General features: G+C 51.9%; 20 protein-coding genes. 12 read left to right on the top strand and 8 right to left on the bottom strand.

Annotated elements, in window-relative coordinates; all coding sequences use genetic code 11:
* Window positions 1–62 precede the first annotated feature (62 nt).
* Complete coding sequence (locus DDY07_RS22585) at window positions 63–878, top strand: DUF2797 domain-containing protein (protein ID WP_367650900.1); 816 nt, start codon at window positions 63–65, stop codon at window positions 876–878.
* 147 nt (window positions 879–1025) lie between these two features.
* On the opposite strand, the gene DDY07_RS22580 is transcribed toward DDY07_RS22585, so the two are convergent.
* The 4 genes from DDY07_RS22580 to dnaB form a co-directional block, all read right to left on the bottom strand.
* Window positions 1026–1586, bottom strand: a complete 561-nt coding sequence (locus tag DDY07_RS22580; RefSeq protein ID WP_171697538.1) for a hypothetical protein — start codon at window positions 1584–1586, stop codon at window positions 1026–1028.
* Window positions 1579–2118 carry a hypothetical protein gene (locus tag DDY07_RS22575; RefSeq protein WP_101055312.1) on the bottom strand — a complete coding sequence of 180 codons (540 nt, stop codon included), beginning with the start codon at window positions 2116–2118 and terminating at the stop codon, window positions 1579–1581. The genes DDY07_RS22580 and DDY07_RS22575 overlap by 8 nt, the downstream gene beginning before the upstream one ends.
* Window positions 2119–2349: 231 nt before the next feature.
* On the bottom strand, window positions 2350–3462 hold the full coding sequence (gene alr, locus DDY07_RS22570; protein WP_171697537.1) for an alanine racemase: 1113 nt from the start codon (window positions 3460–3462) through the stop codon (window positions 2350–2352).
* Window positions 3459–4853 carry a replicative DNA helicase gene (dnaB, locus tag DDY07_RS22565; RefSeq protein WP_033159133.1) on the bottom strand — a complete coding sequence of 465 codons (1395 nt, stop codon included), beginning with the start codon at window positions 4851–4853 and terminating at the stop codon, window positions 3459–3461. The genes alr and dnaB overlap by 4 nt, the downstream gene beginning before the upstream one ends.
* Before the next feature lie 344 nt (window positions 4854–5197).
* On the opposite strand from dnaB, the gene DDY07_RS22560 reads away from it, so the two are divergent.
* The 3 genes from DDY07_RS22560 to DDY07_RS23965 all read left to right on the top strand — a co-directional run bounded on the left by DDY07_RS22560 (window position 5198) and on the right by DDY07_RS23965 (window position 8009).
* Entirely contained in the window at window positions 5198–6367 is a 1170-nt protein-coding gene (locus tag DDY07_RS22560; protein ID WP_171697536.1) for a LamG-like jellyroll fold domain-containing protein, read from the top strand.
* 22 nt (window positions 6368–6389) lie between these two features.
* Window positions 6390–6953, top strand: coding sequence for a VPLPA-CTERM sorting domain-containing protein (locus DDY07_RS22555; protein ID WP_171697535.1), 564 nt, complete (start codon window positions 6390–6392; stop codon window positions 6951–6953).
* Window positions 6954–7319: 366 nt separating this feature from the next.
* Window positions 7320–8009 carry a VPLPA-CTERM sorting domain-containing protein gene (locus DDY07_RS23965; protein ID WP_033159130.1) on the top strand — a complete coding sequence of 230 codons (690 nt, stop codon included), beginning with the start codon at window positions 7320–7322 and terminating at the stop codon, window positions 8007–8009.
* 137 nt (window positions 8010–8146) lie between these two features.
* Here the strand turns inward: DDY07_RS23965 and DDY07_RS22545 are convergent, their stop codons facing one another.
* Window positions 8147–9385, bottom strand: coding sequence for an HD-GYP domain-containing protein (locus tag DDY07_RS22545; protein WP_171697534.1), 1239 nt, complete (start codon window positions 9383–9385; stop codon window positions 8147–8149).
* Window positions 9386–9737: 352 nt separating this feature from the next.
* On the opposite strand from DDY07_RS22545, the gene DDY07_RS22540 reads away from it, so the two are divergent.
* The 5 genes from DDY07_RS22540 (at window position 9738) to DDY07_RS22520 (ending at window position 16507) form a co-directional block, all read left to right on the top strand.
* Entirely contained in the window at window positions 9738–10388 is a 651-nt protein-coding gene (locus tag DDY07_RS22540) for a PEP-CTERM sorting domain-containing protein (protein ID WP_171697533.1), read from the top strand.
* A 58-nt stretch (window positions 10389–10446) separates the two neighbouring features.
* Window positions 10447–11121, top strand: coding sequence for a hypothetical protein (locus DDY07_RS22535; protein WP_171697532.1), 675 nt, complete (start codon window positions 10447–10449; stop codon window positions 11119–11121).
* Between the two features lie 190 nt (window positions 11122–11311).
* Window positions 11312–14410, top strand: a complete 3099-nt coding sequence (locus tag DDY07_RS22530) for an efflux RND transporter permease subunit (protein WP_171697531.1) — start codon at window positions 11312–11314, stop codon at window positions 14408–14410.
* A 104-nt stretch (window positions 14411–14514) separates the two neighbouring features.
* Window positions 14515–15888, top strand: coding sequence for an AAA family ATPase (locus DDY07_RS22525; RefSeq protein ID WP_171697530.1), 1374 nt, complete (start codon window positions 14515–14517; stop codon window positions 15886–15888).
* Entirely contained in the window at window positions 15872–16507 is a 636-nt protein-coding gene (locus DDY07_RS22520) for a retron system putative HNH endonuclease (RefSeq protein WP_171697529.1), read from the top strand. The genes DDY07_RS22525 and DDY07_RS22520 overlap by 17 nt, the downstream gene beginning before the upstream one ends.
* Here the strand turns inward: DDY07_RS22520 and hypF are convergent.
* From hypF to DDY07_RS22505, 3 genes are all read right to left on the bottom strand, one after another.
* A complete protein-coding gene (hypF, locus tag DDY07_RS22515; protein ID WP_171697873.1) occupies window positions 16483–18921 on the bottom strand; it encodes a carbamoyltransferase HypF in 2439 nt (812 codons plus the stop codon). The genes DDY07_RS22520 and hypF overlap by 25 nt on opposite strands.
* Window positions 18921–19958, bottom strand: a complete 1038-nt coding sequence (gene hypE, locus DDY07_RS22510) for a hydrogenase expression/formation protein HypE (protein ID WP_171697528.1) — start codon at window positions 19956–19958, stop codon at window positions 18921–18923. Before hypE ends, hypF begins: the two co-directional genes overlap by 1 nt.
* A 69-nt stretch (window positions 19959–20027) precedes the next feature.
* Window positions 20028–20822 (bottom strand): hypothetical protein, encoded by a 795-nt coding sequence (locus DDY07_RS22505; protein ID WP_171697527.1) that lies wholly within the window; start codon window positions 20820–20822, stop codon window positions 20028–20030.
* Window positions 20823–21003: 181 nt separating this feature from the next.
* Between DDY07_RS22505 and DDY07_RS24520 the strand changes: the two genes are divergently transcribed.
* The 3 genes from DDY07_RS24520 to DDY07_RS22490 all read left to right on the top strand — a co-directional run bounded on the left by DDY07_RS24520 (window position 21004) and on the right by DDY07_RS22490 (window position 22142).
* The gene (locus DDY07_RS24520) at window positions 21004–21237 is read left to right on the top strand and encodes an AbrB/MazE/SpoVT family DNA-binding domain-containing protein (RefSeq protein ID WP_171697526.1); all 234 of its coding nucleotides are present in this window, start codon (window positions 21004–21006) and stop codon (window positions 21235–21237) included.
* Window positions 21224–21640: a PIN domain-containing protein gene (locus tag DDY07_RS22495; protein ID WP_171697525.1), complete on the top strand. Its 417-nt coding sequence runs from the start codon at window positions 21224–21226 to the stop codon at window positions 21638–21640. The genes DDY07_RS24520 and DDY07_RS22495 overlap by 14 nt, the downstream gene beginning before the upstream one ends.
* Before the next feature lie 244 nt (window positions 21641–21884).
* A complete protein-coding gene (locus tag DDY07_RS22490) occupies window positions 21885–22142 on the top strand; it encodes a hypothetical protein (RefSeq protein ID WP_171697524.1) in 258 nt (85 codons plus the stop codon).
* The last annotated feature ends 1 nt before the right edge of the window (window position 22143 follow it).

Raw genomic sequence — 22143 nt, 5'->3', positions numbered from 1 at the left:
TTGAGTACGCTGGAAACGCTGTCATTATAGCCGCCGTTATTGGGCTATCGGGATTAAATCAAGTGTTAGGCAGTCTGCAAAAAATGACCAGCGCATTGGCGGAGCCGGTGCAATACCGCTTGCCGGTCGGCGAGCAGGCAATCGAATTGAACCCGCTGTTGGGCAAAAAACTCACGCTACGTTACACCGGCCAAATCTTTTGCGTGCATTGCGCGAAAAAAACCAACAAAAGCTTCAATCAAGGCTATTGCTACCCCTGCTTTATCAAACTGGCGCAGTGCGATATGTGCATCATGAAGCCGGAAACCTGCCACTACGCCGCCGGCACCTGCCGCGAACCGAATTGGGGCGAGGAGTTTTGCTTTCAACCGCATATCGTATACCTAGCCAACTCTTCCGGTATCAAGGTCGGCATCACCCGCCAGTCGCAAACCCCAACCCGTTGGATTGATCAAGGCGCGGTGCAGGCCTTACCCATTTTTAAGGTCGCGTCTCGTCATCTGTCGGGTTTGATCGAAGTCACCTTGGCGCAACACGTCAGCGACAAAACCAGCTGGCAGCAAATGTTGAAAAACAACACCGCACCCTTGGATCTGCCGGCCATCCGCGATGGCTTGCTCACCGAATGCGCCGAACAGTTGGAAACCATCGCCGCGCAATTTCCCGACAGTCCGCTGCAGCTGCTCAGCGATGCCGAACCACTCACCCTGGACTATCCGGTGCTGCAATACCCCAGCAAGGTGAAATCGTTTAATTTCGATAAAGAGCCATTAGTTTCCGGCATTTTAGAAGGTATCAAAGGCCAATACTTGATCTTCGACAGCGGCGTGATCAATATCCGCAAATATTCGGGGTACGAAGTGGAAGTGGTGGTTTGACTGGAATAGGCTAGTTTCGGCCAATTTGAGACCTTCGTGGTTGATTTCTGAATGGCCGGTTTATATCAGAAACTGCTCATTTAACGCCGCAAATAACCCGACGCAAAAAGCGCGCAGCGGTTTTGCGGTCAGAGTTAATTTGTCTTGTTATGAATCTCTTCTGGTGTGCCAAAATTCTCTCATGCTTTTTAGGTAGTCCTTCACAGCATTCTCAACCTGTTTCTTGCCAAGCCCTTGCTGCTTAAATATTTTACTGATAGTTTTTCGTAGTATTTTATCCCATGTTGGCTCAAAACCTGTGGCTGGCACCTCAATAAGGATTCTACCTTTATCTTCCATCATTAGAGAGCTAACCTTGTCACCCGACTTGCCTTCCAAGAGATAAAACCCGTTATTCCGCAAAACGCCGTCAACTAAAGCATGGTGCTTATTTGCGCTAAACCCAATTGCGAATTCTATTTCAACAGGGCGAGAACTTCTTATGATCAGAAGAATCTTATTTTTCGAGGTTAAAGCCGTACCCCACTGAACTAAAACATCTCCCGGTGGCTGCGTTCTGTGAGCATTTATGTACTCTACAATATCTTGACGTTCTTTTGCGTCAACAATAATTGCTGGTATTGGCCTACCATTGGCCCATTCTGGATCGATAATTACGCCATCATCAATAATGGAGACTGTGGTTATAGTTACTAAACGCTCAAACAATCCGATACTCCTTTATCAAATATGAATCTACTTCGCTTACCTCACCAACAGAGTCTGAAACTCTCAGAGTATATTTATCGACACGACCAGATTGAATCAGGTGAGGGTCAAACTGAAACATACACCAGTTAGTGACGGCGGATTTTTCTGCTATTTCTACAGGTGAGACAAAGGGCGTAACCTCATGTCCTATTATTGAATTTTTCAAGGCCGGAGAATGCTGAAGAATCAAATTACCTATAGTCCCATCTTTCCGAATAAATGTAATTAATAGCTCAATTCTTTGGATGGCATTTGGCGCAGATGCCTGATTGATAACTGAAAGATTAAACCCAAAGATGTATTCATCATCCGAACATCGATAGTTGATCCCTTCAATTAGATAGAGCTTCAATTTTTCCTTTTTGGAATTAAACTCCTCTTGCGCAATTGATAGCGCTTTCTGTGCGATACGAACGCTCCTAGCGGCATATAAGGCCGAAAAAAGCGCAGCGACAAGCGAAACTACTGAAATCAAAAGTTCGTTGGTCAATTAGAAGCTCCAGTAATCTGATGCGTAACTTGTAATTAGAAAGTTCTGTATATCATCGAAACCAAGTACATATGGCTCGAAAACATCAATCGCTGACATTGAACCAATGTTAGGCGATAGACCGCAACGGGTCGATAGCGCGCTCCGAACAATGCCGTGCTCGACTCACGCGAAATTCGGCAATCGACCAAATAGTCCTTGCTTTTCACTTAGCAAGTGTGACTTTAACGCCTAATCCAACCCCTCCTCGATGACCTGCACCCGCTGCGTAATCCCGCACAGCAAGGTGTAGGGGATGGTTTCCGCGTAACGGGCGATTTCTTCGACCGGCAAGCCGTCGCCCCACAAGATCACGGGGTCGCCGGGTTGCGCATCCGGCAGTTGGTTGAGATCGACGGTGATCATGTCCATGGATACCCGGCCGATTAAGGGCACCCGTTGGCCGTTTACCAACACCGGCGCGCCGCTTTGGGTGTGGCGGTGGTAGCCGTCGCCGTAGCCGATGGAAATCACGCCCAGCCGAGTTGCGGTTTTGCATTGCCAGATGCCGCTGTAACCGACCGTTTCGCCGGCGGCCACATCCTTAACCGCGATCAGCCGTGAATGCAAACTCATCACCGGCTGCAAACCAAAATCCGCGCCAGTTTTACCGGCAAACGGCGAACAACCATAGAGCATCAATCCCGGCCTAACCCAATCGCTACTGCGGTCCTGAGCGGTGCCGAAGCGGACATTCGGCCAGCCGATAATCCCGGCCGAATTGGCGATGCTGCACGCGCCGGGGTAGTCTTTTACCGCATCGTTGAACAAATCGATTTGCCGGCGGGTTTTATCGTCCAGCAAATCGTCGGCATTGGCAAAATGGGTGATCAGATTGATCGGTTGCTCGACCCGCGCGCAGCCCAGCAATTGCTGGTACGCAGCGCTGAAATCGGCACCTTTAAAGCCCAAACGATTCATGCCGGTATCCATTTTCAGCCAGACGGCAAGTTTGCCTTCGGCGTCGGTTTGCTGTTGCAAAATGGCGATTTGCTGCGGGGTATGGATCACCGCCGCCAATTGATACTTCAATAATTGCAACAACTCATCGACGCAGACAAAGCCCTGCAGTACGGTGATGGCTTGTTTAAATCCGGCTTGCCGCAGTCTGACGCCCTCGTCCACCCGTGCAACGGCAAAGCCATCCGCCAAGTCCAAAGCAGTAGCTACCCGCGTCATGCCGTGGCCGTAGCCGTTGGCCTTGATCACCGCCATGATTTTTTTGTCCGGCGCGTAACGCTTCACTTGCGCCAAGTTGTGCCGCACGGCTTCCAAATCCAGATGCACAAAAGCCGCAGGCGTCATTCGTAATCCTCGGGGCCGTTATAAACGCCGGCAAAGTTTTCGAAGCGGGTGTATTGGCCCAGGAAAGTCAACCGCACCGTCCCCAAAGGTCCGTTCCGCTGCTTGCCGATAATCACTTCGGCGATGCCTTTGTCCGGGCTGTCTTCGTGGTAGACCTCGTCCCGGTAAACGAAGATGATTAAATCGGCGTCCTGCTCGATCGCGCCGGACTCACGCAAGTCGGACATCACCGGTCGTTTGTTAGGGCGTTGCTCCAGATTCCGATTGAGCTGAGACAGCGCGATAACCGGCACATTGAGTTCTTTGGCCAGAGCCTTCAAGCCCCTGGAAATATCGGAAATCTGCTGCACCCGGTTATCGCCACTGGCAGGCGATTGCATCAACTGCAAATAGTCCAGCACGATCAGGCCAAGCTGACCGTGCTCCCGAGTCAAACGGCGGGCGCGCGACCGCACTTCGGTCGGGGTCAAGGCCGGCGTGTCGTCGATGAACATCTTGGTTTCCGCGAGCAGATTGATCGCCGAAGTCAAACGCGGCCAATCGTCGTCGTCCAATTTGCCGGTACGGACTTTATGCTGGTCAATGCGGCCCAGCGACGACATCATCCGCATCGCCAAGGATTCGCCCGGCATCTCCATACTGAACACCGCGACCGGCATGCCGCTTTTCAGCGCCACGTTTTCAGCCATATTCATCGCAATCGTGGTTTTACCCATCGATGGCCGGCCAGCCACGATAATCAAATCGGCGGGCTGCAAACCGGAGGTTTTTTCGTCCAGATCGGTGAAGCCGGTGCTGGCGCCGGTGATGTCGCCATCGAGTTCGTAGAGAGTTTCGATTTTATCCACGGCCTTGGCCAGCAAGGATTTGATCGAGCTAAACCCGCCCTGCCCACGTTGGCGCTGCTCGGCGATTTCGAAGACCTTGCGTTCGGCATTTTCGAGCAAATCGGCAGTTTCCCGGCCCTCAGTGGTAAATGCCGAATCGGAAATCTCGGTACCGACATGAATCAATTGCCGCAAAACCGAACGATCCCGGACGATGTTGGCGTAGGCGACAATATTCGCGGCGCTGGGCGTATCGCGCGCCAGCGTACTTAAATAAGCCAAACCGCCCACATCCTGCAATTCGCCGGTCGTTTCCAGCACCTCGGACAAAGTCACCACGTCGAACGGGTCCTGCTTTTCGGCCAATTGGGCGATGGCACGGAAAATCAATCGATGGTCGCGGCGATAAAAGTCGGTCTCGACCACCTTGTCTGCCACCGAATCCCAGGTTTGGTTATCCAGCATTAAACCGCCCAGCACCGACTGCTCGGCTTGAATGGAATGCGGCGGCACTTTTAGGGATTCGACGGCTTGATCGGGGGTGAAATAGTAGTCTTCGGACATGGCGGAGAAGGGTTGTCAACAATAGCCGCGAATTATACCCGGCTATGCCCATAGCGGCAGCGCCGAGCGTTTTGCCGAATACCGGTAAATCAAACAAATCAACCCTAAATGTCATCAAGCCACAGAATTAACTCACTAGTTATCGATTGCCTAATTACCTTATATTTCGTACCATAAATTTTGCCGCCTATCCTGGCTTTTATCGGCTTGTTGCCGGCCATGGCGCTTCGCTCCATCCTCTTTTCTTACAATAATTCTAACTATTCGCCTGCCCTACCCAGCTAACCGACACCATAAACGGGTTGCGGCATATTGTATTTCTTGACTCCCTAAAGGAGGATTCTATGAACGGAATTAAACGCAAAACCCTATCTACCATCGCATGCCTGTTGGCTTTGCTCGGCTTGTTCAGCCCTGCAGCCCAAGCTGAAACCGGGAATGTGGTGTTATGGAACAAATTGGGCAGTGATGCTGAGATTGCGAATAGCGAAGTGGGGCCTGGAGGCCAAAAAACAGCTGGGCATTTCGCGCCAGGCCCTTTTGCTAATTTTGGTCAGTCTTTTGTGAATGACGCTGGGAACTCAAACGTGTTTGCCTTAACTTTTCCTGCCACATCCGTTGTGTCAAAAAGTAAGGGAACAATAGAATTCTGGGCAAAACTCAGTAATTTCCCAAGTAATTTTTTTGATGCAGTGACTATGATTTTCTACGTGCCACCACCTAATTTTCCGATATTTCACTGGAGAATTGGTTTTGGGTCTAATAACGGTTGCGGCGGCTTCGGTTTTTACGGGACAGTGGGGGTTGCGACTGACGGCTATTGTAATGGGTTAGTGGACACTGCAACCCAATCCGGAACATTAGATAGCATTCTTGGTGACCGTTCAGCCTGGCACCATTATGCGATGGTATGGAATGAAACAGGTATTGCGCAATTTGGTGGACGTAAGCTTTATCTTTATCTTGATGGAAACCTTGTTACAACACAGCGCTACCATGATGCCTCGCCATGGGGTGCCATACCTGATGGCTCACGCCTTGCTCTCGCCTACTTTTACAATATCTCAGGCGCTAGTGTTGCAATTGACAATTTAATTGTCTGGGACGATGTTAAAACGGACTTTTCTGACCGGTTTATAGAAAACCCAGTGGGTTGTGGAGTAGCTGAACTTCCTGAGTTGTTTGCATCTATAACCGCTAAATCGGGTACTCAAACTGAACGCCGATGGACTATCACCCTGTCAAACAAGAGCGGATGTATCGCCGAGAATACCCAGATCGATGACTTAACCCTTACACAAACCTCCGGAGCCGCTTGTACCCCGGTTATTACAAGTCCCTTGTCTTTTCCGCTAGGCGTCGGCAACATCCAGGCAGGAGCTAAAGTGAGCGGCACCACCACAATCAATTTTAGCGGCTGCCCGAATAGCGCCAGATTTAAAGCTGTCATCCCGTTTAGCAGCAATAACGGCGAAGTAACCGGATCGAAAACCTTGACCAACCAATTCCGCTAGCCCTTATTAAGGAGATATTCTCATGATCAAACAACTTATCCTGTTAGCCAGTTTGCTGTGTATTCTTCCCTCTAGCCAAGCAGCGACCTCATTACAATTAGAGCCGACAAACGGTTTAATCGAAGGCGATGCGGGCGATACCGTGGGCTGGGGCTTCCTGCTCACCAACACGCAAAACTACCTCGTGGTGACCGGTGCGGAATTTCAGTCCTCTACCTCCCCAGGTATATTCACGGACTTTATCAGCGCACCCGAAAATTTCTTCGTTGTGGGACCGGGCTTTGGCGCCAGCACCGTCTGGGGGCAGACATTCGATGCCGCCAGCCAAACCGGCGTAGGTAGTTTTAAAATTGCTGACAACGCCGCGCAGGGCACCGTCTTCGGCCAAATTGTACTGACTTACGATTTATTCACCCGCAGCCCGTTTAATCCCTCGTTCGATCCTGACACCGACACGCTATCCAACGGCAATGTATTAACGGCAAATGCCTCGATCAAGATCACGACCGTGCCGTTACCTGCAACCGCATGGCTGTTTGGCGCGGCATTGGCGGGATTGGGATTGATCGGACAACGCCGCATCTGAGAGAACTCAAAATAAACACCGCCTGCAAAATTGAGGCGGTGTTTTCGCAAAATATTCTCTGCCGCCTCTGCAAGCAAATGAGCGGACAATTCGCGCTTTGTGATACCGCTTTCAGATCTGTGAGTTGTTCTTATTGCCCAACAGTCGACTCGGATGGGAGGTAATCCATACCGCACCTGAGCGATCCCGCTATCCAAGCACTCCGCCCAAACCGTCCGCCATGACAAAATTGTCATGGCACGAACGGACAATTAAACGACGTTACATACCCGGATAAACTGCTCACCAGATGATTTGCCGCACACATCCTGTTCTGCGTCCAATCACCTCCGATAAATTTCCATTCATTACTTCTGGGTACTTGCTATGAAAACGCTGTTTACTGCTTCCATCCTATTATCTTCGGCCCTATTCACTTCCTCCGCCTTTGCGTCGAATGGGTTTGAACACGAACATGAACACGACAATCAGTCAGAACACGGTAGCTGCGGCAACCAGGCATCTTGCGATTTGGAAAAACTGAGCCTGACGTTATCAGGCGGCAGCAACGGCACGCTAATTTCGAAAGCCGACAACATTAGCAGCAACGATAGCTACACCCTTAACTTCAACTATCAGCTGGACACCACCTTTATCAACAGCGCTCTGCTGAAAATATGGTTGCGTGACGACTCAACATCGGCCGACGACTCCATCATCTTAAATGGCCTGTTAAAAGACAAAAACGAATACGCTCGTATAACATCGATTAACGGCTCCAACGTTTCCACGAGCTGGACCGAAGTCGATGGCTACAAACAATATATCAGCTTGGATGTTAGCGATTTTCTTTCCAAAACCGGCTTCGCTTCATTGACGGCCGTATTGGGCGTGAAGGATTATGGTAGCAAAGATTATTTTTTCAAAGCGGCAGAGCTCTATGTTGAATATTGCCTGGACAACAATGGCGGAAGCGGTCCCATTACCGCGGTCCCGGTGCCGGCAGCAGCTTGGCTGATGGGTTCCGGCTTACTCGGTTTGATAGGTTTTAATACCAGAAAACAACGCCAAGCGTAATCAGCCATTTAGCTCGCTGTCGCTAAAAGCCGGAGGCCTAAAGATGCCTCCGGCTTTTGTGTTTTCGGCTTCGAGCGAATATTTTAAAAGGCCCAGGCCTGGATGTCGCGGACAAGCATAGCCCTTTGGCCGCCGGTTTAATCCATCGAGTAATTGCCTTGCGCCAATTCGTAATAAAAGTCCGCATTCTCGATCAACTTGGCAACCACCTCGCCATCCAAAACCCCTTCCGCCACGCGCTGCCTGAGGTGCTGGATAATGTCAGCCAGTAACATGCCCTCGCGATATGGGCGGGACTGGGCCAAAGCCTGAAAAATATCGGCCACACTGATAACCCTGCACTCCAACTCCAAAGACTTGCCGATGGTCTTGAACGGATATCCTTCGCCACGCAGATTTTCATGGTGCAAACCCGCCCATTGCGGAATTTTGGAGTCGGTAAACACCCGTTGCAAAATTCGGTAAGTATCGTAACTGTGACGCTGCATGCAGGCCCGCTCTTCGGCAGTTAAGCTGCCTGGTTTGTCTATGATGTCCTCGGAAACCCGCAATTTGCCGATGTCGTGCAATAAACCGGCAATTTCCACCTGCTCCAGATCGCAGCCGGTCACACCCAAATCCAATGCCAATTGTCTGGAGATCTGCGCAACCCGTTCAGAATGCTGCTCGGTGTAGGGGCTTTTCGCATCCACCACTCGCGAAAACAGCCGCGCCATTTCCCGTAGCGAGGGATAAGTCAAGTCTACTGTCGGCAAATCACGCCCCAATTCGCGTAAATCCTCATCCAGATAATCCGGGTCCATCGCCAGCCAAAACGCCTGACTTTTCGCAAGTTCCGCAAATGCAGCCAACAGCTCGGGCGCAAACAGCGATCCCGAATAACTCAGTAAGCGTTCCACTATTTTGGGCGCGGCCACCAAAATTTGCTCGCTGGCCAAATACGGGGCTTGCAACACGTCAATCCGATCAGCCAGAAACAACAGATTGGCACGCAGCTTTATCCTGGGCACCAGCGGCAATTCAACCAATTGCTCCCAGCGCGTGTGATGATAGCGGATTTCCTCCGCCAGATAGGCCAGCGGCGGGCAGGCTTGCAAGTATTCCGCACCGCGTAAACAATGCGCCTCCGCACCGTCCCACTCCAGCGATTCGGTCAAATGCCTATGCTCGCGAACCTTTGCCACACCGCAATCGTGCAGCATGCCGGCGTATAGAATACTCAATCTATCGACAGCCGACCAATCGAGCTTGCCGGCAATGTGCCAAGCCATCATCGCGACCCGCTTACCGTGCTTCACTTCGTCGATACCGACTAAATCCAGCGCACAACTCAGGGAGATAATGGAGCGGTGCAAATCGATATGTTGGCTATCCATGAGGCTGAACTCCAGATTAAAGGTGTTAGTACGATGCTATCGCACTTTGAAAGGATCGGCAAAGTATCGGAAACATTCCCACTCACTCACCAAGACCACAAGCAGCAACTTCGCTCATTATTAAATGCCGCGCATGACAGCACCATGCCATCCTGCCAAATCTGTCGCAACCTCTGTCCCGGCTGTCAGCAGCTCAGCTGAAAAAGCGCTACCAAATCACATTTAAATAATTGATTGGATTAATCTAAATTAAGTTGGCATCACTAATGCTTAGTTAGAGTGACGCACTATGCAATCCAATGGCTTGCACGCAAATCACTTATCTTTCAGCCACTGACAAAAAGGAATCGACATGAATGCTGTAATGCCGAAAATGCCCTTATCCGGATTAATCCTGATTTTAGCCTTATTCACTCAAGCCGCCGAGTCGGCAACAGTGATCGATAATTTTACCAACCGTCAGTCCACTACAAACACCGTCAATGGCCCAGTTAATGTATCCGGATCTGATCTAAGCAATTTGCAACGAACCTTAAATTCCAGTCCTACCCCTGGCGGTACCACCAGAATTTTTGTAGAAGACGGCTTGTTAACGGTCGGTAACAGCAGCAATTCAACCGGCACCGCCAGTATCTTTTATAACTTCGCTGCGGTCGATTTCACTACTTTCGCTAACGCGATATTGCTGACGACCGAATCTAGCGACGCCAGTTACCAAATTCAAATGATCGCCAACGGTACTTCGCTGCTAAGTTTTCAGAACTTGACCAGCGTTGCAATCGGTTCACCCAGCACTATTAGATTTGATTTCTCACAATTTTCGAATCCTGCGGCTTTCAAGAACCTAAACAGTCTGGAGCTGAAATTGCGCGGCACCCATGCCGCGTGGGACGCTGACTTCAGCCAGTTATCAACGGTCCCGGAACCTTCCGTCACCGCTTTATTGATCATAGGCGCTTTGGGCATTGTCGGCGGCAAACGCCAAAAACTAGTAGCCGCTTAACGCCTACCGTCAAAATTTTCTGATTTCCAAACTTCAATTCTGCTCACGGATAACTCACATGAATGTTAAACATTTTCACAAAAACCTCGCGCCTTTGCTGCTAAGCCTGGGCTTAGCGCTATCCGGCCAAAGCCAAGCAGGCATATTGACGCTTGATAATTTCAGCCATGCTCAAACCGCATTCGACGACGGCAGTAGCGCAGGCTCTACCAGCGATACAGTGTCTACTCTTACCGGCACGGACCTGAGTAATGCCTCTAGGACCTTTATCGCTCAAGCCTCGGGAACCGCCTCAGCCAACACCACCGAAATCGTTTCCGGCGGCAACCAGCTGATCATATCGAATGACGGCCGTTCGGCCGGTGGCGCTTCCATTCTGTGGAATTTCGATCCGCTCGATTTAACCGCTCATGGCAACGGCATCCTGCTGGAGGTGTTGGCAATCGATCTGGGTGTCAACGTGGAAATGGTAGCCAACGGCAGCTCAAGTTCCGGCATCAAAACGTTTACCGCCAACAATAATTACTTGGTAAGTTTCAGCGACTTTAGCAATCCTGCGGTATTTGCCAGCCTGCATAGTTTTCGCTTGAACTTCACCGGCCCGACAAAATGGGATGGACAGTTCAGACTATTAACCACCACAACCCCAGTTCCTGTGCCGGCAGCCTTTGGCTTAATGGGTTCGGCACTATTGGGCTTCATCGCCGTGTCCCGCAAAAAATCGCTTTCCTGATTTTAAAAAATCTACAACGCTCACCTCCGCCACTAGCGCGGAGGCGATCTTTTAAGCGCCATTCCGTTCGAAAATCACCACACAGCTTAGCCTTCTTTCCATCCGCATAGCCAGGAAAGCAGCGTATCAACATGGACCAATCCTGACCGACAAGGCACAATAGCCCGCTATTTCACCCCTTTCGTCGCTCATGCTCGCACTTTTGGTCCGCTTTTCCATTCGTTATTCCGGCATCGTCGTCGCCCTGGCGCTACTTCTGTTCGTTTACGGCGGTTACCGCCTGACTAACGCCGGTCTGGATATTTTTCCGGAATTTTCGCCCAAACAAGTCATCATCCAGACCGAAGCCCCCGGTCTGGCTGCCGAGCAAGTGGAAGTGCTGGTGACTCAGCAAATCGAAAAAAGCGTTGGCGGCTTAATTGGGCTGCAAACCTTACGCTCGCAATCGATTCAAGGCCTCTCCATCGTCACCGCCACCTTCAACGAAACTAGCGACGTATACCGCAACCGGCAATTGATCAGCGAACGGCTAGACGGCCTTAGTCAGCAACTGCCGCCTGGCGTGGGAATGCCGATTGCCGTACCCTTATCTTCTTCGTCGGCAACAGTATTGACGATAGGGCTCAGTTCGGACAGCAAGACCTTGATGGAACTGCGCGGCTTGGTGGATTGGAGCTTGGTGCCACGCCTACTCGCGGTACCTGGCGTGGCCGATGTGAATGTATTCGGCGGCGACATTCAGCAACTACAAGTGCAGTTACAACCGGCAGCTTTACAGCGTTTCAATCTATCGATAGACGACATTGTCAACGCGGCGGCCGGCGCGGCGGAAATGAATGGCGCCGGCTTTATCGAAAACGCCAACCAACGCTTTACGCTGCAAATCAGCGGCCAGCCGGTCAATCCCGAGCAATTCAAGCAACTGATCGTCAAACGCCAGGAGGGTATGAATGTAACCTTGGGCGATGTCGCGCAGATCGGTTATGGGCCGGAACCGCCCATCGGCGCGGCGCAAATCATGGGTAAACCCGGCATCGTGATGATGGTGATCGGCCAGTACGGCGCCAATACCTTGTCGGTGTCGCGGCAGGTCGAGGCCGTGTTGGAAGAGTTTCAACCCATCTTCAAGCAACAGGCCGTGGATTTCTACTCGCATTTATTCCGGCCGGCCGATTACATCGAAACCTCGGTGCATAACCTGTCCGGGCATCTACTGATCGGCGGGCTGTTCGTACTGGTAGTGCTATATGTGTTCTTGTTCAATCTGCGTAGCGCCTTCATTGCCGCTACCGCCATTCCATTGTCGTTGCTGACCGCTGCGCTGGTGCTGCTGGAATCTGGCGTCAATCTGAATATCATGGTGTTGGGCGGGCTAGCGATTGCGCTGGGCGAGGTGGTGGACGACGCCATTATAGACACCGAAAACATCTTTAGACGCCTGCGCGAAAACCGCTTAAAAATCTTCCCGGATAGCGTGGAAACGGTGATTTATCAGGCTTCGCTGGAAGTTCGCAGTTCGGTGGTTTATGCCAGCTTCATCGTGGCTTTGGTGTTTGTGCCGCTGCTGACGCTGGACGGCGTCAGCGGCCGCTTGTTCGCGCCGCTGGGCGTGTCGTATATCCTGGCGATTTTGATGTCATTGCTGGTGGCGCTAACGCTGACACCGGCTCTATGCCATTTAATGTTTCGCAACAAGCTGCCGGACGACAGCGATCCACCCGTGTTGCGCCATCTTAAACCACTGTATGCCCAGCAATTACTCTGGGCTATCAAGCATTTCAAAACCGTGGCGATGATAGGCGCGCTTGCCTGCCTGATCGGCATAGCCGCCTTTCTAAGATTGGATCATAAATTTCTACCGGAATTGCGCGAGGGCCATTTCATCGTCCACACCGCCAGCGTACCGGGTACTTCGTTGCAAGAATCCATCCGCGTCGGCAACTTACTCACCGAGCAAATCATGGCAATCGACGGTGTGGAATCGGTATCGCAATGGGCCGGTCGTGCCGAACGCGGCGCCGACACTTACGGCAGCCACTACAGCGAATACGAAGTACGCTTAAAACCATCATCCGGCCAAGAACAACAGCAGATCCTGGAGCGTTTGCGCGAGGTTTTGGAACAATTCCCCGGCATCAATTACGAAGCCAACACCTTTTTAACTGAACGGGTCGATGAAACCATTTCCGGCTACACCGCGCCGGTGGTCGTCAATATTTACGGCAACGACCTGGCTGAGCTGGATCGTAAAGCCCAACAGCTCGCCGCACTGATCAATACGCTGCCCGGCGCGGAAGACGTGCAACTTCGCTCGCCGCCCGCCACCGCCATGCTGCAAGTCGAACTGAACCTGGAGCAGTTAAAATTTCGCGGCATCAGCCCGGCGCAAGTGATGACAGCCCTACAAACCGCTTACGAAGGCCGTATCGTCGGCAAGCATCTGCAAGGCAACCGGATTTTCAATGTGGCGGTAGCGCTGGCTCTGGAATGGCGCAGTCAGCCGGATTACCTGGCTCAGCTGCCCTTGAAAAACACGGAAGGCCAGCGGGTGCTACTGGGCGAAGTGGCCGAAATCCGCCACGGCGAAGGCCGCTACAACATCCTGCATCAAGGCGCACAGCGCATACAGACCGTTACTTGCAAGGTGGAAGATCGGGACATGGACGCCTTTATGATCGAATTGAAACAACGGGTGCAAAACGAGCTCAGCTGGCGCGACGGCAGTTACCCGGAGTTCATCGGCGCGGCGCTGGAACAAGCAAAGGCCCGTGAAACGTTGATCATCCACGCCCTGCTGGCCGGCGCCGGCGTGCTGATTTTCGTGTTCATCGCCCTCGGCAGTTTGCGGCACATGCTGCTGACTTTGTTGAACCTGCCATTCGCCTTATTGGGCGGCGTGGCAGCGGTAGTCATCACCGACGCCACGCTGTCGGTCGGCTCCTTCGTCGGCTTCATCACGTTGTTCGGCATCACCGTGCGCAACTGCATCATGCTGATCTCGCATTACCGGCATTTGATTGAGCTGGAAGGTCAGATCTGGTCGACGGAGACCTTGATTCGCGGCGCCCAGGAACGCCTGCCGGCCATCCTGATGACTGCGCTGGTCACCGCACTAGCCATGCTGCCGATTGCGATAGGCAGCGATAATCCGGGCCGGGAAATCATGGGGCCAATGGCGGCCATCATCATCGGCGGATTGGCGTCTTCGACCCTGTTGAATTTATTATTGTTACCGGCGATTTTGCAGCGGTATGGCCGGTTCGAGGTGGCGTTTGAGAAGCAGGTTTAGGCCAGCAACATTTACAGCCATTTTTCAACAGAAACCAAGTAGAATCAAGCCTATCGCTGCATGATAAAATCCTGAAAAGCCCAAAAATCTAACACCAATACTTCATGTACATTAAACAGCTTACTCTAAATAATTTTCGTGGCTTTACGGAGCTAGCGATTCCATTTGAGGACGAAGCTCGAGATGGACAACCAAGTAAGACAGTAGTTTTCATTGGGAACAACGGTGCAGGCAAAACCGCGATTCTGGACGCATTGAAACTCAATTTGAGTTGGCTGGTGGCTCGAATTAACCGAACTAACGGTAATGGCAGCCCAATTTCTGACAACGATATACATAATGGGCAAACCTATGCAGACATTGGTTTGCAACTGCAATATCAGGAAGACTTATATTTTTGGCGAGTTGCAAAAACCTTAAGGGGTAGCTCTAAAGTTTCCTCTAGCTTACTCCATGACGCTAGTCGCTTAGCACTTAGCTTCCAAGAACAATTAGCAGCCGCCCAAACAAGTGCTGCATTGCCTTTAATTGCTTATTATCCAGTTGAGCGGGTAGTTCTGGATATTCCACTAAAAATCATGAGCCGACATAGCTTTGGTCAGCTCGATGGTTATGATAGTGCCTTGCAGCAAGGCGTTAATTTTCGGCGATTTTTTGAATGGTTGCGTGATCGTGAAGATAGTGAAAATGAAACCTTCTCCAGAACGGTATTGCCCCTAATAGGGGACTTTCCAAAATCTCGTGAACAGTTTGGTGGAGCGGATGAGGATTTCGTAGCGCTAATCGATTTCGTAAAGGCTTTGAAAGATTCGGTCAAAGACAAACGACTTTTGGCCGTGCGTACCGCCATCGAAAACTTCATGAACGATTTCAATAATCTACGAATTCAGCGTAAGCCGCGCTTGCAAATGCTAGTGGACAAAAACGGCAAAACGTTGGATGTAGCCCAACTATCGCAGGGTGAAAAATCGGTGATGGCTTTAGTAGGAGACATCGCCAGACGTTTGGCCATTATGAATCCGACTTTGGAAAATCCACTGGAAGGCTATGGCATTGTTTTAATCGACGAAATCGATCTACATCTTCATCCTAATTGGCAACGCGCCATCATCGGCAACCTGAACAAGACCTTTCCGAACTGCCAATTCGTACTAAGCACTCATTCGCCTATCGTCATCAGCGAATCGCCTGATCTGCTGTGTTACTCACTGGATAATGGGGTATTGCAAAAACTGGATAATCTGTACGGCATGGATGTCAATCAGGTGTTGCTACAGGACATGGATGCCGACATCCGCAATGCCAATATTCAGGAGGCTTTCGACGACTTGCGTGATAACCTGCAAGACGGAAAATTAGAAGAGGCAAAAACACTATTAGCCGACCTCGAACAAAAAATTTCTATCGACAACCTGGAATTAAATAAAGCGAAACTGCTAATCAGACGCCTGGAGGCGCAACGTGCGGCTAATCGCTAAGGGACAGGAACCAATCGAACTAAACACTTGGAAAAAAGCTAACCCGCATGGACGCTACCAAGAATTAGATAACTCTGAACAAGGCAAATCTACCCGACGAGCTATCCGCCAAGCAGCGATAAAAGAACAGTTTGGTTTGTGCGCATATTGCTGCAAACGAATTAGCGCGGTTAATAGCACAAACGAACACATTGCCAGTCAGATGGCCGCCCCCAATAAAACTTTAGACTTTACCAATATCGTCGCCTCGTGCGAAACACCAAAACGTTGCAATCAGGCGCGAGGTTCAAAAGATTTACCATTAACGCCATTGATGCCGGAATGCGAAACCGAATTAAAATTTCGCCTGTCAGGCAAAGTTGAAGGAGACTCGGAACGCGCCGCCAAAGCAATTGATATTCTGGGGTTAAACTCTAAAGCGATTCGCGAAGAGCGTAAACAAATGGTGGATGGGTGGCTTTTTACCGAAGGAGCCCCGCCTAATGAATTGCAGTGCTTGGGCGACGAATTACTGAGTGATTTGATTACTGACTTGAAGAACCCTGATGATTCCGGACAATTGCCCCCTTTCAGCCCGGTGTTAATAGATGTGATTCAGGGATTATTGGTCGAGCAGTAAATCCATGTATTCTGCGCCGCCGCGATCACCGCCTGCCCCAAAGCCAACCCACCGTCGTTCATCGGATAGCGCTGCGGGGATAGCACGGTTATGCCGTTTCGGCGCAATTGCTCGCTGACTGCTTCCAGCAACAAGCGGTTTTGAAACACGCCTCCGCTGAGTACAACGCTATCCGCGCCCGCTTCTCCGCTCAATTGCATTAGCAACTCAACGGTCGCCGCGGCCAGGCCATGGTGGATCCGGGCGGCGATGCGGGCCTTGTCGATGCCGCTTTTCAGATCGGCCAACACCGCCCGCCAAAGGCCCGGCCAACTCAATACCGTCATGTCGCAGTTGCGCTCCATGGACCAAGCGTCCGCGTAAGCCTGTTCTTGGGCAAACAGCGGCGTCGCCAACACTTCCATGGCAATCGCGGCTTGGCCTTCGAAATGCACTTGCTCCGGGTGCAGGCCCAAAGCCGCGGCAAAGGCGTCGAACCAACGCCCGCAGGAACTACTCAGCGGCGAGTTGAGGTTTTTCGCCAGCATCGTATCGAGCGTTGCCAAAGGCTTGCCGGCCAACAGCCGCATGATGTCCAAATCCGGGTAATCGCGCTGTAAAATCGGCCAATCAAAATAATGCCGCAGTTGCGCATAAGTATTCCGCCAGGGTTCGCGCATCGCCTGGGCGCCGCCGAGCAAGGCGATAGGCTGGAAATATCCAAGCCGCGTGTAACCACGGTAATCGCCCAATAAGAATTCGCCGCCCCATAATTCGCCATCCTCGCCCATGCCCAAACCGTCGAAGATCGCCGCCAATACCGGCGGCGCGTCCAGATCAACGCCATGTTCGGCCAGACAAGCCGCCAGATGGGCATGGTGATGCTGGACGCGGACTAATTCGATAGATTCAGTGGCAGCCAAGGCCTGGCCGTATTGAGTCGATAGATAGCCGGCGTGCTTATCGACAGCAATCTTTACCGGCCGAAGGTCGTTAAGCTTTTTGTACAAATCAATGGTTTGCCGGTAATTCTGTTGCACGGCGGCGTTTTCTAGATCGCCGATGTGCTGGCTGACCAGCGCTTGGCCGTTTTTCAGCAAACAAACACTGTTTTTCAACTCGGCACCCAGTGCCAGAATATTGCCGGATTCCGCAAACCCCGGAGCCAATACCAAAACCTCCGGACTATAGCCACGTCCCCGGCGCAGCATGCGCATGTTGCCATCCATCAAACGCACTACCGAATCGTCCAGGCGATTAACGATGTCACGGTCGTGCAGCAGCCAATAATCCGCGATGCCCGCTAATTTTTCCCGCGCCTCGGCGTTATCTGTACATTGCGGCTCGTCGGAAATATTGCCCGAAGTCAACACGATGGGCGCCTCCAACTCTTGCATCAGCAAGCTATGCAAGGGCGTGTACGGCAGCATGAACCCCAGCTTGTCGTCGCCCGGCGCAACGCCGCTCGCTAGATATTCGCCTTGCGCTGGTAACAGCACGATAGGCGCGGCGCGGTCCTCCAAGGCTGACAGTTCCAGAGAATTGATAAGCGCATAACGGCTTACCATCGCTGCATCCCGTGCCATCAGCGCAAACGGTTTGGCGTAACGGCGCTTGCGGCGGCGCAGTTCGTCCACCGCATTGGCATTGCTTGCATCGCAAGCCAAATGAAAGCCGCCCAAACCTTTGATGGCGACGATATGGCCTTGACGAATCAGGTCCGCGGTTTGGTGGATGACATCGTTCATCACGCCTGCGTTCATGGTTCCCACGCGCCGCGTGGAAACCCCGTCTTCGACGCTCCGGCGTCCCGAACCGCGCGCCAGTTCCGGCTGCATTCCCACGCCGAACGAGGGATCGATGGCTGCCTCCAACCAGAGCTGCGGCCCGCAAACCGGGCAGCAATTGGCCTGGGCGTGAAAGCGCCGATCAGCCGGGTCGTCGTATTCGTTTTGGCATTCCGGACACATGGCAAATGCCGCCATGCTGGTATGACAGCGGTCGTAAGGCACGCTGTGGACGATGGACAGGCGCGGCCCGCAGTGCGTGCAATTGGTGAACGGGTAGCGGTAGCGGCGGTTGCAGGGATCGGCTATGTCCGCCAAACAATCCGGGCAGGTGGCGGCGTCGGCGGCGATTGCTGTTTCGACGCGGCCGGATTGGCTGGCGACGATACGAAATTCGCTGTCCGCCGCCTCCCCTGCTAAATCATTGATTTCCAAGGCATCCAAACGCGCCAGCGGCGGTAGCTGTTGGGGAATGGCTGCGGCGAAGCGTTCAAGGTCGGCCGCATTGCCATAGACATGAATCATCACGCCTTCGGCGTCGTTCCACACCGATCCCGCCAAACCAAACTCGCGCGCCAGATGCCAAATCGCCGGCCGAAAGCCGACGCCCTGCACCACGCCGCGCGCACGGATGGCCTTGCCGGGCATCAGCAGATGCGCGGCAGTTGTTCGCCAACCGGCCAATCGACGATACGCCGGCCGCCGAAAGCGGTGGTCATTTGCACAAAATGGTGCGGATCGGCGATGACTTGGCCGATGATGGCCGCGTCGCGGCCCAAGGGGTGGTTGCGCATCGCCGCCAGCAAAGTCTCGGCGGCAGCGGCGTCGCAGATGCACACCAGCTTGCCTTCGTTGGCAACATACAAAGGATCGAGACCGAGGATTTCGCAAGCGGCCTTGACCTCGGCCTTAACCGGAATCGCCGCTTCGTCGATGACCATGCCGACGCCGGACTGTCCGGCCAGCTCGTTCAAGGCCGTCGCCAAGCCGCCGCGGGTCGGGTCGCGCAGACAGCGAATCGCCGCCGGCGCTGCGGCCACCATGTCGGCCACCAAACCATACAACGCCGCCGAGTCGGAAACGATGCTGGTTTCGAATTGGAGATTCTCGCGGCTGGCCATGATCGCCACGCCGTGATCGCCGATGCTGCCGCTGAGCAAAATCGCGCAACCGGCTTCGGCGCGGTCGCCGCTTATGTTCACCCCGTCCGGCACGATGCCGACGCCGGTGGTGGTGATGAACACCCCATCGCCCTTGCCGCGCTCCACTACTTTGGTATCGCCGGTGACAATCGGCGTGCCGGCGGTCTTAGCGGCGGCGGCCATGCTGATGACGATGCGCTCCAAATCGGCCAGCGGCAAGCCCTCTTCCAAAATGAAACCGGCGCTCAGGTAAAGCGGCTTGGCGCCAGACATCGCCACGTCGTTGACCGTGCCATGCACCGCCAGCGAACCGATGTCGCCGCCCGGAAAAAACAGCGGCGAAATCACGTGACCGTCGGTGCTGATCGCCAAGCGCCCGGCCGGCACGTCGAACAAGGCCTGATCGTTTTGCCGGCGCAGTAAGTCGTTATCGAAATGCTTGACGAACAATTCATTAATCAACTGCGCCATCGCCCGACCGCCGCCGCCGTGGGTCAGATCGACTTGGCCGGATTTGAGGTTGAGGGAGTGGGAATAGGACATGGGTTTGGATTGGACGATGGATTGGTGTAGAAGCTTGCGTCCGATTACTCTTCGCCAATCGGACAAGGTCTACTTGGCTAAAGGAAATACTGAGCTAAGCATTTTTGCGATTTGCTCATCTCTCGGGGGACAATAAAGCAGCTCATCCTTGTCCTGAATAATGTATCCGCGAAGTTTAAAGTAAATAACAGTTTTCGCCAAAACCTCCTTGTTTTCCAAGCTCATTATGGAAATATCGTATTTCTTAATATTATTGTCTATGTATTCACCATCTGAAACAAATATTCCAAATTTTGCATATATTCTATCAATTTCTATTCTCTCGTTGCCATTGCGATCATTTCTCACATAATGATGCTTGCATTTGGCATCATTAATTGAATGATTACAAAGAGAATCCGACATTTTCCAGGACCATTCTACATTTCCAATGTTAGAGTGAGCACAGTTTGAGAAATCGCGTTTTAACCAGCAGACATCTTTCTCTGGATGCACTGGTTCAAAAATACGAAAACCCCAGACACTAGTAGCTTTATCATTGACCGTGAGGTCTATAGGTTTATCGTCACGGATAGCCTTGTTCAGAACCATAACATGCTGGCGATTGCATATTTCCTTGAACATCTGCGTAGAGTGCATCTCACTTTTTAAGCGTACCTCTTCGTTTATTTTGTTTAAATGGGTTTCATACAATGCATTAATATATACATATACTGGCACACTTAACAGAGAAAAAATAAAGAATATTAGCTTAACAAATGGCTTTGACTTTCTAGTAAAAAAAATAAAAGCCACAATTACAGATACCCACAACAAGGCCATTACCGCCAGCTGCATTAATATATAAAGCTCTGCACCTTTCATTGGTTAAACTAACATAGTTACTAGAAAAATTAATATATAGGACCGTAAGATGTGCGGAGCAAAAGCGAAACGCATTGATTACAAACGATGCGCCCCACGTTGTTCAGCACATCCTAAAAATGCTTCTTTAACATCCAATGATATACAATTAAAAAAAGTATACTTTATCGAGGACTCTACCGTGCAAGTCGCCAAATGGGGTAATAGTTTAGCGGTTCGTCTGCCGGCCGCCGTGGTCGAAGCCTTGCAACTGAAGGAAGGCGACGACGTCGAGATTCAGATTGCCGGCGCACGGCTGTTCGAAATCGACAAAAAAGCCAGTAATCTGGAACTGCTGGGCAGGTTACGCAAATTCCGTGGCCGCATGCCGGCGGATTTCAAGTTCGATCGCTTGGAAGCGAATGAAGACCGCTAAAGCATTTTTCGACAGCAACGTGCTGTTGTATTTGCTGTCCGCCGACGATGCCAAGGCGAACCAAGTCGAAACCTTGCTTGTTGACGGCGGCGCGATCAGCGTGCAAGTGTTGAACGAATTTACCTCGGTAGCCACCCGCAAGTTCAAAATGTCTTATCCCGAAGTCAGGGAAGCCCTGCAAATCGTCAAATCGGTCTGCCAAATCCACCCGCTTAGCGTCGCTATTCACGAACGCGGTCTGGACGTCGCCGAATGTTACGGTTTTTCCTGGTACGACAGCCTAATCGTCGCTGCGGCGTTGGTGGCCGAATGCGAGCACTTGTATTCGGAAGACCTGCAGCACGGCCAAGTCCTCGACAATCAATTGCGCATCGTCAATCCGTTTATCGATCTCGCTGTTTAGGCGACGTATTCGGCAAATTTGCCAAGTGTCATCACGATCAGACAAGGCATTAACTTTGTGGCATGACCACACTCGCCATACGCCGCGACACTGCTTATCCCCACTCCAAAACCCTTAAGCGATTGCCTGGAATTTCCGGCTATGGTAGAAAACCCATGCCGATGCCTAAAATCATCCGCACCATCGGTTTGGACGCTTGTCCTGGCCGTAGTCTAAAAATAATAATTAACACGAGGTAACGTTCATGAAAACAAATCTACTCGCTTTATTGACACTGGCAGCTGCTGCCATCACGCCTTCACTGGCCAGCGCCGATGCGGCGGCTACTTGCAAAGGTTGCCATAACGGCTCGGTCGCGCCGGCCGTGGATGCCTTGAAAGCAAAATTCAAGACCGCCGACGAGTTGGTCGCCGGCGCTAAAGCATCGACAAACCCCATGATGAAACCGATGCAAGGCGACGAAGCCAAACTGAAAGCGGCGGCAGCAGAAATCTATAAATAAG

The organism is Methylomonas sp. ZR1, assembly GCF_013141865.1.
GTDB lineage: Bacteria > Pseudomonadota > Gammaproteobacteria > Methylococcales > Methylomonadaceae > Methylomonas.
The sequence above is the reverse complement of the archived record's forward strand: the minus strand, read 5'-3'. Positions and strand labels throughout refer to the sequence as shown.